The 12,655-nt window shown below is 59.9% G+C and carries 12 protein-coding genes; 3 read left to right on the forward strand and 9 right to left on the reverse strand.

What is annotated here, in order from left to right; translation table 11 throughout:
* Positions 1-288: 288 nt before the first annotated feature.
* The 6 genes from tnpC to MRBLRC7O_RS07030 all read right to left on the reverse strand — a co-directional run bounded on the left by tnpC (position 289) and on the right by MRBLRC7O_RS07030 (position 6,051).
* Entirely contained in the window at positions 289-1,866 is a 1,578-nt protein-coding gene (gene tnpC / locus MRBLRC7O_RS07005; protein ID WP_111797203.1) for an IS66 family transposase, read from the reverse strand.
* A 69-nt stretch (positions 1,867-1,935) separates the two neighbouring features.
* Positions 1,936-2,289 carry an IS66 family insertion sequence element accessory protein TnpB gene (gene tnpB / locus MRBLRC7O_RS07010; RefSeq protein ID WP_135522033.1) on the reverse strand — a complete coding sequence of 118 codons (354 nt, stop codon included), beginning with the start codon at positions 2,287-2,289 and terminating at the stop codon, positions 1,936-1,938.
* Positions 2,286-2,672, reverse strand: coding sequence for an IS66-like element accessory protein TnpA (gene tnpA / locus MRBLRC7O_RS07015; RefSeq protein WP_112295772.1), 387 nt, complete (start codon positions 2,670-2,672; stop codon positions 2,286-2,288). The genes tnpB and tnpA overlap by 4 nt, the downstream gene beginning before the upstream one ends.
* 355 nt (positions 2,673-3,027) lie before the next feature.
* A complete protein-coding gene (gene arsK / locus MRBLRC7O_RS07020; protein WP_174035330.1) occupies positions 3,028-4,263 on the reverse strand; it encodes an arsenite efflux MFS transporter ArsK in 1,236 nt (411 codons plus the stop codon).
* Complete coding sequence (locus MRBLRC7O_RS07025; protein WP_020809330.1) at positions 4,229-4,597, reverse strand: ArsR/SmtB family transcription factor; 369 nt, start codon at positions 4,595-4,597, stop codon at positions 4,229-4,231. The genes arsK and MRBLRC7O_RS07025 overlap by 35 nt, the downstream gene beginning before the upstream one ends.
* Positions 4,598-4,725: 128 nt before the next feature.
* Positions 4,726-6,051, reverse strand: coding sequence for an Nramp family divalent metal transporter (locus MRBLRC7O_RS07030; protein WP_003508089.1), 1,326 nt, complete (start codon positions 6,049-6,051; stop codon positions 4,726-4,728).
* Between the two features lie 466 nt (positions 6,052-6,517).
* Here MRBLRC7O_RS07030 and MRBLRC7O_RS07035 point away from each other — a divergent pair, with 466 nt between their 5' ends.
* Complete coding sequence (locus MRBLRC7O_RS07035) at positions 6,518-6,745, forward strand: hypothetical protein (protein ID WP_003508088.1); 228 nt, start codon at positions 6,518-6,520, stop codon at positions 6,743-6,745.
* A gap of 23 nt (positions 6,746-6,768) precedes the next feature.
* Here the strand turns inward: MRBLRC7O_RS07035 and MRBLRC7O_RS07040 are convergent, their stop codons facing one another.
* Positions 6,769-8,502 (reverse strand): ABC transporter ATP-binding protein, encoded by a 1,734-nt coding sequence (locus MRBLRC7O_RS07040; protein ID WP_060724321.1) that lies wholly within the window; start codon positions 8,500-8,502, stop codon positions 6,769-6,771.
* Between the two features lie 231 nt (positions 8,503-8,733).
* On the opposite strand from MRBLRC7O_RS07040, the gene MRBLRC7O_RS07045 reads away from it, so the two are divergent.
* Complete coding sequence (locus tag MRBLRC7O_RS07045) at positions 8,734-9,972, forward strand: AI-2E family transporter (RefSeq protein ID WP_080866210.1); 1,239 nt, start codon at positions 8,734-8,736, stop codon at positions 9,970-9,972.
* Positions 9,973-10,221: 249 nt separating this feature from the next.
* Here the strand turns inward: MRBLRC7O_RS07045 and MRBLRC7O_RS07050 are convergent, their stop codons facing one another.
* Complete coding sequence (locus MRBLRC7O_RS07050; RefSeq protein ID WP_080866211.1) at positions 10,222-10,677, reverse strand: GNAT family N-acetyltransferase; 456 nt, start codon at positions 10,675-10,677, stop codon at positions 10,222-10,224.
* A gap of 106 nt (positions 10,678-10,783) precedes the next feature.
* Between MRBLRC7O_RS07050 and MRBLRC7O_RS07055 the strand changes: the two genes are divergently transcribed.
* On the forward strand, positions 10,784-11,203 hold the full coding sequence (locus MRBLRC7O_RS07055) for a hypothetical protein (RefSeq protein ID WP_080866212.1): 420 nt from the start codon (positions 10,784-10,786) through the stop codon (positions 11,201-11,203).
* Positions 11,204-11,426: 223 nt separating this feature from the next.
* Here the strand turns inward: MRBLRC7O_RS07055 and MRBLRC7O_RS07060 are convergent, their stop codons facing one another.
* Positions 11,427-12,581, reverse strand: a complete 1,155-nt coding sequence (locus MRBLRC7O_RS07060) for a DUF2336 domain-containing protein (protein ID WP_080866214.1) — start codon at positions 12,579-12,581, stop codon at positions 11,427-11,429.
* Positions 12,582-12,655 lie beyond the last annotated feature (74 nt).

The raw sequence follows: 12,655 nt of genomic DNA on the forward strand, positions 1-12,655 counted from the left end.
ACACTGTAATGCTGGCTGATACAGTTTTCTCGTACGCATTTATATTGAGCTCTTCGTGGCTTTTTTTGATGCAGAGCGCGAGTAGTGTTTCTGTAGGGGGAAGCCAAGGGGAACAGGTCGTAAACGGCTTGTACACAGTTGTCGGATGGAAAAATGCTTCCTACAACGCCTGGGGCGCGATATGCTTCGCAATTGTGCTGCATTTCGCGTTTTTCATTCATAACTATATTTCAACAAGAAATCAGTCGACAGCAGAATGATAAATGTAGGCTGTCTCGGCGAGATGGCCTATTTATCAGCATAGTTCCACGGCAGCAGCTCATCGATCCGGTTCTGCTTATGGCCGTTGACGATGGCGGCGAGCGTTGCGGTCAGATAAGCCTGCGGATCGACGGCATTGAGTTTGCAGGTCTCGATGAGCGAGGCGATGGTCGCCCAGTTCTCTGCTCCAGCGTCATGGCCTGCGAAGAGCGCGTTCTTCCGGCTCAGGGCAATTGGCCGAATGGTCCGCTCGACGCTATTGTTGTCGATCTCGATGCGCCCGTCGGTCAGGAATAGTTGGAGACCATCCCAGTATTTGGCGATGTAGGCCAAGGCTTCGCCGAGCGGGGATTTTGCAGCGACACGGGCTCTGTTATGCGTGAGCCAAACCTGCATGTCGGCGACGAGCGGTGCAGACCGTTCCTTCCGTCCGGTCACGCGAGCCTCCGGATCAAAACCGCGCAATTCGGTCTCTATCCGATACAGCTCGCCGATCCGTTTGACGCCGTCCTCGGCAATCGGTCCTGAACCGTTGCGAGTTATCTCCACCAGCTTGCGACGAGCATGTGCCCAACAATAGGCAAGCCGAATGTCCGGGCCGACACGGTCAGGAGCGATCAGCCTGTTGTATCCGGCATATCCATCGACCTGCAGGATGCCGGAGAAGCCCTGCAATATCCGTTCGGCATGAATACCCCCGCGACCAGGCGTATAGGTGAAGGCGACGCCGGGCGGAGCACCGCCGCCCCACGGTCGGTCATCCCGCGCCAGCGCCCAGAAGTATCCAGTTTTGGTCTTGCGCGAGCCGGGATCGAGGACCGGAGCACGGGTCTCGTCCATGAACAGCTTGGTTGAGCGCTTCAGGTCGGCGATCAACGCATCGAAGACGGGACGCAGCTCATAGGCTGCTCGACCGACCCAGTCGGCGAGCGTGGACCGGTCGAGATCGACGCCCTGGCGACTCATGATCTGAGCCTGCCGATACAGCGGAAGGTGATCGGCATATTTAGAGACCAGAACATGGGCGACGGTCGCCTCCGTCGGCAATCCAGCCTGGATTAATCGCGCTGGAGCAGGAGCCTGAACGACGCCGTCGGTGCAGGAACGGCAGGCATATTTGGGACGGCGGGTGACCAAGACTCGGAACTGCGCCGGGACCACGTCCAACCGTTCGGAGACATCCTCCCCAATGCAATGCAGGCAACCGCCGCAGGCGCAGATCAGGCTTGCTGGCTCGATCACCTCTTCCACTCGGGGAAGATGTTTTGGAAGAGAACCACGATTGGTCGTGCGTGGCTTGGTCGTCCTAGTTCCAGCAGGAGTGTCCGCCTCATCCTCGGCATGGATGGCGGCCATGGCCGTTTCCAGGTCCTCCAATGCCAGATCGAACTGGTCGGGATCGGTCTTCTCGGATTTGCGCCCAAATGCTGCCTGCTTGAAGGCTGCGACCAGCTTCTCAAGCCGTTCGATCCGCTCGTCCTTGCGAGCGATATGCTCGTCCTTACTGGCTATCGCGACGTCCTTGGCCGTCTCGCGTGCCTGGGCTGCGATCAGCATCGCCTTCAGGGCAGCAACATCATCGGGAAGATTAGCAACGTCCAACATGGCCAGAGCCTACCAAAACCAAATCCGTTTTGCTTCCGGAATCTATCGTGCTGAGTCATCGTGTCGCAGCTATTCGATGGCGACCGGCGCTCTCGTTTCGACAGCCCGAACCCGCCTCCAATCAAGCCCGGCGAACAGTGCCTCGAACTGAGCGTGGCTCAATGTCATCAGGCCGTCCTTGATGCCAGGCCAGGTGAAGCTATGCTCTTCCAGCCTCTTGTACGCCAGCACGATGCCGGAACCATCCCAGTAGATCAGCTTCAGCCGATCTGCCTTGCGAGATCGAAACACGAAGACTGCTCCGGTAAACGGGTCCTTGTGCAGCTCGTTCTTCACCAGCGCCGCCAAGCCGTCATGACCCTTGCGGAAATCCACGGGTTTGGTTGCCACCATGATCCGCACGCGGTTCGAGGGGAAGATCATGTCGCCGCCACCAAGGCACGCGCGATGGCGGCGATCCGGGCAGCAGACGCACCTTCCTCAAGACGGATCGTGACAGGGCCCACGACAATCTCGGCGTGACCAACCGCTTTAGACGGAGGGTCCGAAACAGGTGGATCGACGATCACCGCCGCGAACTCTACCGCATCCTCTGGTGCTGGCAGGATCAACTTGCCCTGCCGCGCCATCGTCCGCCAGGTGGAAAGACTGTTCGCCCGCAATCCATAGCGCTGCGCAACTTCATTGACCGTCGTGCCAGGCCTCAGGCTTTCCGAAACGATCTTCGCTTTGATCTCGTCAGGCCATTGACGATGAACCTCACGCACAGGCTTCTTGGTTGTGAGAAACTCCAATGTACTCTCCATGGAGAAACTCCCGTTCTTCATCCATGGAATGTCGATCACAGATCAGGCGGAAGCGAGCAATGTGGGGATAGAACATCGGTTACCCAAATCTAGCTTTCAACATGGCCAGTCCTGCTTGGGTCCACGGGTTCGTGCCACCATAAATCAATAACTTGCGCGCAAGTTGGCCAATACTTAGGTGGTTTTCTCACAGAACCTGAAATTGGCCAATTGCGCAAATGATGGAAATCCGGACACTGAAAAGTGCCCGGATTTTTCTTTTAGAATGACCATGACCTGCCACCTGCGACCCGCTACACCGGAGCGGCCAAGAAGCAACGGGCCTTGAAGCGCCATTAGTCTGACATCGATTGGATCAAATAGTTGGCGTTCCAGATGCCTTCGCATAAACCGCAACCGCAACGAATGCGGCGATACTGACCAGCCCGAGACACGCGTTAAGCGTCAGTGCGAAGCTCAAGCCAAGATTCTCCGTAAGCGCCGCAAAGACGAACGGCGCGCCGGCACCCACCGCAAGCCGAGCGGCTGCCATCTTTCCTGTAATTGCCCCATAGCCTTCGGATCCGAATAGATAGAGCGGCAGGTTTCCCTGTGCGATGCTGTTGATGCCTGAGCCCAGACCAAGGCAGATGGCGAAGGCAACCGCCCCCGGTAGCCAGCTGGCTGTCACCAGCAGGATCAATATGCCCAGCACGATTAAAACAGCGGAAAGCACCGCAAGTGCTGGCGGCGGGAGGCTCTTGCCGAAGATCATGTTGATCAAGCGACTGAGAACCTGAGCCGGACCGAAAAGAGAGCCGATCACGACAGCAGCCGCTCCCAGCCCCACGGTTCCAAGCATCGGCACCATATGGGCGAGGATGGCGGAGAGAGTAAAACCCAGTATCGCGAAAGCGAAGGAGACCAAGATCATCCCACGGCGTCTCGTATGCGAAGGGAGAGCACCCACGACGGTCTCGCGCGCGCGGCTCGTCGTGTCGGCACTCGGTCCCGTCTTTCCTGCGCGCATAATCCAGAAGTGAAGCGGCATACAAAGAAAAAGATTAAGTCCCGCGAAGACGAGATAGATCTCCCGCCAATCGAGGTGGACGGCTAACGCAGCCGAGATCGGCCAGAAAATGGTCGATGCGAAACCACCGATGAGAGTGAGATAGGTGATGTTTCGGGACGCCGAACGAGGATTGTTTTCCACCAGAGCCGCAAACGCCGCCTGATATTGCACCATACCGGAGGATATTTCGAGCAGGATGACCGCAGCGGCAAAGATCGCAACCGAGGGCGATAAAGCGCAGAGCGCCAGTGTCAATGCCGCAAGAAACGAACCGATTGTCATCATGGTTGCGGCGCCGATCCGGTCCATCTGCCTACCGATATAGGTTGCCGAAAGACCGCCGATAAAAAGGGACACCGAAAAAACCGCAAACACCTGAGAAAGCGTCAGGCCCAGATCTTTCGCCATGCCGGGCGCAAGGATGCTGAAACTATAATAGAGGGTGCCATAACCCACGATCTGTGTAAGGCCGAGCGCAGAAACGGTGGCCGCAGACGCCCTGAAATCACGCAACGATGTTGCCCTCTTCAGCACGGCCATCGGCAGGGTGGCAGCTGTTGCCACGCTCGACATCCTCCCGGACGGCCGGATGCCCGGCGCAGCAGTCTTCCATCAGGAATTTCACGAGGGACGCCAGAGTATCGTAGCTCGCGCTATAGAGGATCGATCGCGACAGGCGTCGCTGTGAGATCAAACCAGACCGTTCCAGCTCTTTGAGATGGAACGACACATTCGTTGCCGAGACGCCCATGCGCTCGGCGATCACGCCCGCGGCTAATCCTTCAGGTCCCGCGATAACAAGTGCTCGCACGATGGACAGACGGGTCTCCTGCGAGAGAGCCGAAAATGACAGCAGGGCCTGACGCTCATCCATATTTCAACAATCCTTGAATTATTGTATCGATGGATAACGCAGATTATCGAGGCCGACAAGACGATTATGTCGACGTCGTACGGGATGCGGCAGCCGCGCCTCGAAAAGGCGCGGCCCGCCCCCCTCTATCATCCCATAAAATCCACCAGCAGCTTCACATTCAGCGCCGCAATCACCACCGCGATCAGCCAGGCGAAGGCCGAAAGCCAGAGCGGCGAGCGCAGCTCGCCCATCTTCGTCCGGTCGGCGGTGAACATGACGAGCGGGAAGACGGCGAAGGAGAGTTGCAGGCTGAGCACCACCTGCGTCAGGATCAAGAGTTCGGCCGTGCCGCTGTCGCCATAGAAGATGGTGACGCCGGCGGCGGGGACGATGGCGATGGCGCGGGTGATGAGGCGGCGCAGCCAGGGGGCGAGCCGCATCTTGAGGAAACCCTCCATCACGATCTGGCCGGCGAGTGTTGCCGTGACGGTGGAATTGATGCCGCAGCATAAGAGCGCCACGCCGAACAACGTCGGCGCAATGGCAAGGCCGAGCAGCGGCGCGAGCAGATTATGCGCCTCACCGAGTTCGGCGACATTCGTCTGCCCGGTCTTGTTGAAGGTCGCCGCTGCGAGGATGAGGATCGAGGCGTTGATGAGCAGGGCGAACATCAGCGCGATGGTGGAATCGAGGGTGGCGAATTTCAGCGCCTCGCGTTTTTCGGCAACTGTCTCGCCGATTTCGCGGGTCTGCACGATGCCCGAATGCAGATAGAGATTATGCGGCATGACGGTGGCGCCGAGAATACCGAGCGCCAGATAGAGCATATCAGGATTGGTGACGATCTCAGTCGTCGGCGCAAAACCGAGGATCACCTGCCCCCAGTCGGGATCAGCCAGCGCCACCTGAATGGCGAAACACACGGCGATGACGCCAAGCAGCGTGATGACCAGCGCCTCCACCCAGCGGAAGCCGAGCTTCTGCAGATAGAGGATCAGAAACACATCGAGCGCGGTGATGAGGACGCCGAGTTCGAGCGGAATGCCGAAGATGAGGTTGAGGCCGATGGCCGTGCCGATGACCTCGGCAATATCGGTGGCGATAATGGCGATTTCCGCGAGCAGCCAGAGCACCATTGCCACCGGTTTCGGATAGGCGTCACGGCAGGCCTGTGCAAGATCACGGCCGGATGCGATCGCAAGACGCGCGCAAAGCGATTGCAGCACAATCGCCATGATGTTCGAGACCAGCGCAACCGTCAGCAGCGTGTAACCGAATTTGGATCCGCCGGCGAGCGACGTCGCCCAGTTCCCGGGATCCATATAACCGACGGCAACGAGATATCCGGGGCCGAAAAACGCCATCGCCCGGCGAAACGTGCCGGCATTCGGATTGATCCTGATCGAACTGTGAACGTCGGATAACGAGAGGTCGTCGCCGTTTCGTCGCCATCCAAAGACTGGCTTGTCCATTTTATGCGCTTTCAAAGGGAAGGTTGAATTGGTGCAGTTGCAAATCATTCGCATAAGCAATAGCGGCTGACAAGGGGAGTTTTTGCAGCCATGCAGACGGTGCCGGGGGAACCTGTACGGTTTGAACGCAATCCGGCGCACCTCCACGTTCCCGTTGGGGGGCCGACACCCCTCCTTCCCGTCCTTCCGACCCTTGCCAGTGCCCAGCCCAGATCCTGCCGCTGAAAAGACTCGTCTCGCCGCGCAGACGCGCCTCTGCTGAATTTCGGCTCAGGGCCGGAATGACGGAGGTCGGATGAGAAAGGGTAGTAGCAAATACGGAAACCGCCGTGCCGACAGGTGTAGACGACGGAGCTACAGCCAGCCGGGCTCACGGCCTTGTCATCGCCCCTGCTCCGCCCTTGCGGAACAGCGCCGCACTTGTCTGCGTTTATATTTCAGGAACACTCTAATACCGGGGAAGTTCATGCGACATGGCCATAAATTCAGCCTGGTGAACCATCCGAGCCGATGGCCGAAATATATCATGGCGTATCGAAGGCCGCGCGACTGGCTGATGACGATCAGCGGCATCGTGCTGCTGTTCATCGTCGCCGCCGCGGTTGCCATGGGTTATCTCGTCACCAGCCATCCCGGCAAGCCGGAGCCAAACCCCGGCATCGTGGAAGAACAGGCAGCGGAGAACGGCGGGTAAGCTGCGGCGCAAACGCGCCGCTCTCAGCTCAACCCCGCAAGATGGCCGCTGAACTGCGCCTCATGCAGGCGGCTGTAATGGCCCTTGGCGGCCAGAAGCTCGGCATGGGCGCCGGTTTCGGCAATGCCGGTCTGGTCCACCACCACGATGCGCGAGGCATCGCGGATCGTCGCCAGCCGGTGGGCGATAACGAGCGTGGTGCGCCCCTTGGCAAGCTCGGTCAGCGATTGCTGGATGGCGCGCTCGGTTTCCGTGTCGAGCGCGGAGGTCGCCTCGTCGAGAATGAGGATCGGCGGGTTCTTGAGGAACATGCGGGCAATAGCGAGACGCTGTTTCTGGCCGCCGGACAATTTAACGCCGCGTTCACCGATGACGGTGTCGAGCCCGAGCGGCATGGCCTCGATGACGCCATCGAGACGGGCGCGCCGCGCCGCCTCCATGATGTCCGCATCCGATGCGCCAAGCCGTCCATATTCGATGTTCTCGCGGATCGTGCCGCCGAACAGGAAGACATCCTGCTGCACGATGCCGATCTGGTTGCGCAGCGAAGCGAGTTTCATTTGTCGGATATCGATGCCGTCAATGGTGATCGCGCCGCTGGTAACGTCATAAAATCGCGGCAGAAGCGAGCAGAGCGTGGTCTTGCCCGCGCCCGAAGGACCAACGAAGGCCACCGTCTCGCCGGCGCTGATCTTCAGGTCGATATTGGTGAGAACCTGCTTGCCCTCGGCATAACCGAAACCGACATGACGATATTCGATATCGCCGCGCAGCAGCGGCGCGTCCACCGCATCCGGCGCATCGACAATGTCAGGCGCTGTGTCGAGAAGCTCGGTGAAGCGGCGGAAACCGGCAATGCCCTTCGGATAGGTCTCGATGACCGAATTGATCTTTTCCACCGGGCGGAAAAACACGCCGACCAGCAGCAGGAAGCCAACGAAGCCGCCTTCCGTGAGACCGCCCGTCAGCACGAACCATGCGCCGCAGATCATCACGATCATCTGCGTCAGCCGCATGCTCATGTAGCTGAGCGAGGTGCTGGCCGCCATGATCTTGTAGGCGTCGAGCTTCGTGCGGCGGTATTTCTGGTTGTCCTTCTCGAACAGCGCCCGCTCGTGGTCCTCGTTGGCAAAGGCCTGCACCACCCGCATGCCGCCGACATTTTCCTCGATACGGGCGTTGAAATCCCCCACGCGGCCATAAAGCGCGCGGAAATTCTGCGTCATGCGGCCGCCGTAACGGCTGGTCACCCAGGCGGTGACGGGCACGACGGCGGCGGTGATGAGCGCCAGCGGCACATTCACCGACAGCATCAGCAGGAAGGCGCCGATGAAGGTCATGATGGCGATGAACAGGTCTTCGGGGCCATGATGGGCCACCTCGCCGATCTCTTCCAGATCCTTCGTCAGCCGCCCGACCAGATGGCCTGTTTTCTGGTTGTCGAAATAACGGAAGGACAGCTTCTGCAGATGGTCAAAGGCCAGACGCCGCATGTCGGTCTCGATATTGATGCCGAGCATGTGTCCCCAATAGGTGACGGTCGCCATCAGCCCGGTATTCAGCACATAGATGACGAGCAGCCCGACCGAAGCGGCGAGAATGATGGCCCATTCACCGCCCGGCAGCAGCACGTCAACAAAGGTCTTCACGGCCATCGGAAAGCCAAGTTCGAGTACGCCCGACAAAACCGCGCAGGAAAAATCGAGAATGAACAGACCGCGATAGGGACGGTAATAGGCGAAGAAACGGCGCAGCATGGCATGACCTGGAGATCGGGCGCGGCAACCTTACGCCGCAATAAAAACGGAGTTTAATTGTCATATTTCAATGCGCGCGCCAAGACCGATGTTCTATTTTTACCAAAATCGTTCAATAGGTTCAGCAATAAACACACAACGGTAATGTGATCGGGTTATATTGCACTTATATGTATCGGTGTGACAGAGTGAATGCACCCCTTGCGGGGAGAATGCGAGAAAGAGCCTGCCGTGAGTAACATTGACAGCCGTAAGCCCAGTGGCGAACCGAGATGGCTTGGTCCCGCCAGCCCGACGCGGATCGCCCTGATCCCGCCTATTTCGGCTGCGCGCTGGCTGCTCCTTCTGGTCGTCCTTGCGGGCATCTATTTCTTCAACGGCTTTCTGGTTCCGGTTCTCGCCGCGCTCGTCATCGGTTTCGCCAGCTGGCCGGTCTATACGCGGCTTCTGCGGCAGGTGGGCGGCAACACGACGCTCGGTGCCACCATCGCCATCATCCTCATCATTGCCTTCCTCGTGGTGCCGATCTTCATCGCCGCCTCCTATACGGCAACCGAAATCCGCGAATGGTTCGGCTGGGCGGTGCACGTCAACAAGACGGGTGCGCCCGTGCCGGACTGGATCGCCGCCCTTCCCGCCGTCGGCCCCTGGCTCGGCGAACAATGGGTGAAATATATCGGCACGCCGGGCGCCATCGGCGAGCTCATCCAGCTCGTCAGCGGCGCCAATATCGGTAATATCTACCGGGCGATCCTCGCCGCCGGCAACGGCGCGTTCCATCTCGTGCTGACCCTGCTGTTCATGCTGATCGCGCTGTTCTTCGTTTACCGCAATGGCGCAGGCTTCACCCGTCAGGTCGATCTGGTGGGCGAACGCATCCTGCCGACACGATGGGAACGCATTTCGAGGGTCGTGCCCGCCACCATCAGCTCGACCGTAACCGGCATGACGCTGATCGCCATCGGCGAAGGCATCATCCTCGGCATCGCCTACTGGATCGCCGGCGTGCCCTCGCCCGTCACGCTCGGCGTGCTGACCGGCGTCATGGCGCTCATTCCCGGCGGCGCGCCGCTCTCGTTTACGCTGGTGTCGATCTATCTGGTCGCCAGTGGCTCGCCCGCCCACGGGCTGGCGCTGTTCGTCTGGGGCTCGGTCGAACTCTTCATCGTCGACAAGACCATCCGCCCGAAACTCGTCGGCGGACCGATCAAGCTGCCGTTCCTGCCCACCTTTTTCGGCCTTGTCGGCGGCGTCAAGACCATGGGTTTCCTCGGCCTCTTCATCGGCCCGGTGCTGATGGCGCTGCTGGTGGCAATCTGGCGCGAATGGGTGCGCGAGGTGGAACTGTCCGCCGCCACCACCACCGAGGCTCCGCCCCCGCCGCCGACAGAGGACGATCCCGTTGATGAGGTTGCTGCGCTCGAAGAGGATAGCGAGGAAACGACGGCATTTCGGAAAGCTGCTTTTTGATTGGTGAAGCCTGCGGTGAGCGGCGATGACGTGCAGCGCCACAGGCCAAGGCCGCTTCCCTCTCTTTCGTCATGCCGGGCTTGGATACCGGCATCAGCCATGGCTCATCTGCGCAGTGAAAGAGTCTTCCGCGATCAAAGACTTGATCGCGCTGGACCCGCATCTAGTCCGGGGTGACGTGGGCGGATGCTGCGGCTATACCTCAAACAGTCACATCGCCAGCCCATCCGACCGATCGGTGCCTTCGCCTTAAAGCGCCTTTTCCATGAACAGGCTGAGCGGGTCAGGCTTATAAGGCGCAAAGGCCTCGATCTCCACAAACCCAGCCTTGCGGTAAAGGCCGATCGCCTCCGGCTGGCTGATCCCGGTTTCCAGCCGGATGGCGGAAAGGCCGAGTTCGGTACCGCGCGCGACAAGCGTATCCATGATCAGCTTGCCGATCCGCAATCCCCTCGCCTCGGGATCAACGAACATGCGCTTGACCTCCGCCGTGCCATCACCCGCCTCCACCAGCGCGCCGCAGCCGACCACGCGGCCATCGTGTCGCACCACGAAAAAGGAGACATTGTCCTTTTCCAGCTGGCCGATATCGACCAGATGATTGCTCTCGGCGGGATAAAGCGACGCCATATAGGTATTGGAGAGATCGATGAGGCGCAGAACCGCGTCCTGCCGTGGTGTTTCAAGCTTGATTTCGGTGGCCAATGCGATGCCTGCCTTCTCTATAAAAATGCGTATTTCGTCGTAATGTCACTGCAATCGGGATAGATGAGTTTCTAGAGCATTATTCCCGACAGAGGCAACACACCCCATGAAAACAGCCCTCGTTCTCATGACCTTCCTTGGCTGTGACGACAGCGCCACCGATTGCCATTACATCGCCACCTCGCAGCAGCGCTGGACGAGCATCGAGCTATGTGACGCCGTGTCGGAAAAGGAGCTGGAGCGTTACGCCAATGCGCCCTACCCGGTCGTGGTGGCCGTGTGCCAGACACCGGGCGAGCAGGCTCCGCAGACGGCGAGCAATACGCCCGGCGCGGCGGCACCTGCCGGAACGCAGCAGGCGACCGCAGAGGTAACGCCGAAGGAAGAAGAGAGCCTCACCAAACAGGCGATCGGCCGCGTCAGCCGCATTCTGCCGTCCACAGAAGGCATAAAGCACCTCCTGGGAACGCCGGTCAGGATGGTCGAAAACAGCTATTCGTGGATCGCCAAGCGGTTCGATAAGTGATTGCGGGAAATGCCACGCCAGCTTTCTTTGCCGCTGCAATGCAGAGGTTTCCTCTGACAGGAAAGCGCCCACGGCCCTCATTCCTGTGCTTGTCACAGGAATCCAGTCGACGCGCGTCTGCGCGGCGCAAGGAGTTTTTTCAGCCCAAGGACTTGGGCTGGCTGGATTCCTGTGACCAGCACAGGAATGAGGGTGAGAAGATGCACCCGCGGAACCCCCAACCTTACGCCGCCTCGAACGTCAGCGCTTCAGCATAATACCGCGCCTTCTGCCGTTCTTCGGCGATGGCGAGCTTGCGCACGGCATGCAGCAGTTCGAACAACGTCTCGGAACCGTTGACGTCGCGGAAATGCGCCAGCAACTCGGCTGAGACGGAGGCTGCCGCCTCAGAAAGCTGCGAGCGGGCGGCGCGGCGCCACATCAGCGTCGCCTCGATGAAGACGTCGACGACATCGCCAAATAGCCCGACGGACTGGAACAGGGCCTTCAGCGCATGCGGCCGCCCCGTGGCCAGAATGGCGCGCACCTTGCGGTCATCGAGACCAGAGAGATTGACCATCGCCGCCGTGAAGAATTCCAGCCGGCCCGAGCAGACGGCGTGGATGAGCAGCGCCGGCGTCAGTTCCAGCCGCTGGCGCAGATGCTCCACCAGCGCCGGCAGTTCCGGTGAGGAAACGCTTGATGCGATGAGGATGGTAGCAGAATCTTCCGCCTCGCGAAAAAGACTGTCGGCGCGGTTGCGCGCGATCATCGCGTGAACCAGCGCCGAGCCGGCGAGCGCCTCGCTGATGCGACCCATCAACAGGTGGCGCGCATCAGCCGGCAGCGCCTCGCGGCGCAGCAGGAGATCGCGAATATCGGCGTCGCAGCCATGGCGCTCGGCAATGCGCCGCAGCGAGAATGGCGTGATGAAGGCATCGTCGTTTTCAAGCAGGATGATGGTCTCAGGCAGATCGCCGACTTCGGCGAGGGCGGCGCAGACCCCGCGCGGCAGGCCGGGCCTTGCCGCGATGAGCGCGCGCGTCAGGCTTTCGCCGCGCCCGGCCAGATCAACCAGGTCGGCCTCGCCGAGAACCGGCGAACGGGCAATGACGGTGCAGGCGATTTCCGGCTGGTCTTCGGCAAGCGAAACGAGAATGGCGCGCGGTGCGTCTTGGGCATCCGCCAGCGCTTCGGCGAGCGCCAGCCGCACACGCGGTGAAGGGTCATCGAGAAGATAGGTCATCGCCATATAGGCGGCATCGCGGTTTTCCCGCGCCATGTCGGACTGCAGATAGGCACGGCCGAGCGCATTGGCAGCTTTCGCCCGCTCGGTCGATCCAGCCTTTTCAGACCAGCGAAGAAATGCCTGTACGATCACCTGAGCCTCGAAACACATTCATACAATGGATGGCGGCATCATCGCCGCCACCATGTATAAAACTCTAGGCGCAAATGGTTTACGTTTGGTTC

Origin of the sequence: Agrobacterium radiobacter (genome assembly GCF_040801995.1) — a bacterium.
Taxonomy (GTDB): domain Bacteria; phylum Pseudomonadota; class Alphaproteobacteria; order Rhizobiales; family Rhizobiaceae; genus Agrobacterium; species Agrobacterium radiobacter.

Excerpts from the sequence above, each read along its gene's own strand:
- MRBLRC7O_RS07055 (WP_080866212.1), top strand. The coding sequence starts at position 10,784 with ATGAAAACAGCCCTCGTTCTCATGACCTTCCTTGGCTGTGACGACAGC.
- MRBLRC7O_RS07030 (WP_003508089.1), bottom strand. The coding sequence starts at position 6,051 with ATGGACAAGCCAGTCTTTGGATGGCGACGAAACGGCGACGACCTCTCG.
- tnpA (WP_112295772.1), bottom strand. The coding sequence starts at position 2,672 with ATGGAGAGTACATTGGAGTTTCTCACAACCAAGAAGCCTGTGCGTGAG.
- MRBLRC7O_RS07025 (WP_020809330.1), bottom strand. The coding sequence starts at position 4,597 with ATGGATGAGCGTCAGGCCCTGCTGTCATTTTCGGCTCTCTCGCAGGAG.
- MRBLRC7O_RS07060 (WP_080866214.1), bottom strand. The coding sequence starts at position 12,581 with ATGTGTTTCGAGGCTCAGGTGATCGTACAGGCATTTCTTCGCTGGTCT.
- MRBLRC7O_RS07035 (WP_003508088.1), top strand. The coding sequence starts at position 6,518 with ATGCGACATGGCCATAAATTCAGCCTGGTGAACCATCCGAGCCGATGG.
- tnpC (WP_111797203.1), bottom strand. The coding sequence starts at position 1,866 with ATGTTGGACGTTGCTAATCTTCCCGATGATGTTGCTGCCCTGAAGGCG.
- MRBLRC7O_RS07040 (WP_060724321.1), bottom strand. The coding sequence starts at position 8,502 with ATGCTGCGCCGTTTCTTCGCCTATTACCGTCCCTATCGCGGTCTGTTC.
- arsK (WP_174035330.1), bottom strand. The coding sequence starts at position 4,263 with ATGGCCGTGCTGAAGAGGGCAACATCGTTGCGTGATTTCAGGGCGTCT.
- tnpB (WP_135522033.1), bottom strand. The coding sequence starts at position 2,289 with ATGATCTTCCCCTCGAACCGCGTGCGGATCATGGTGGCAACCAAACCC.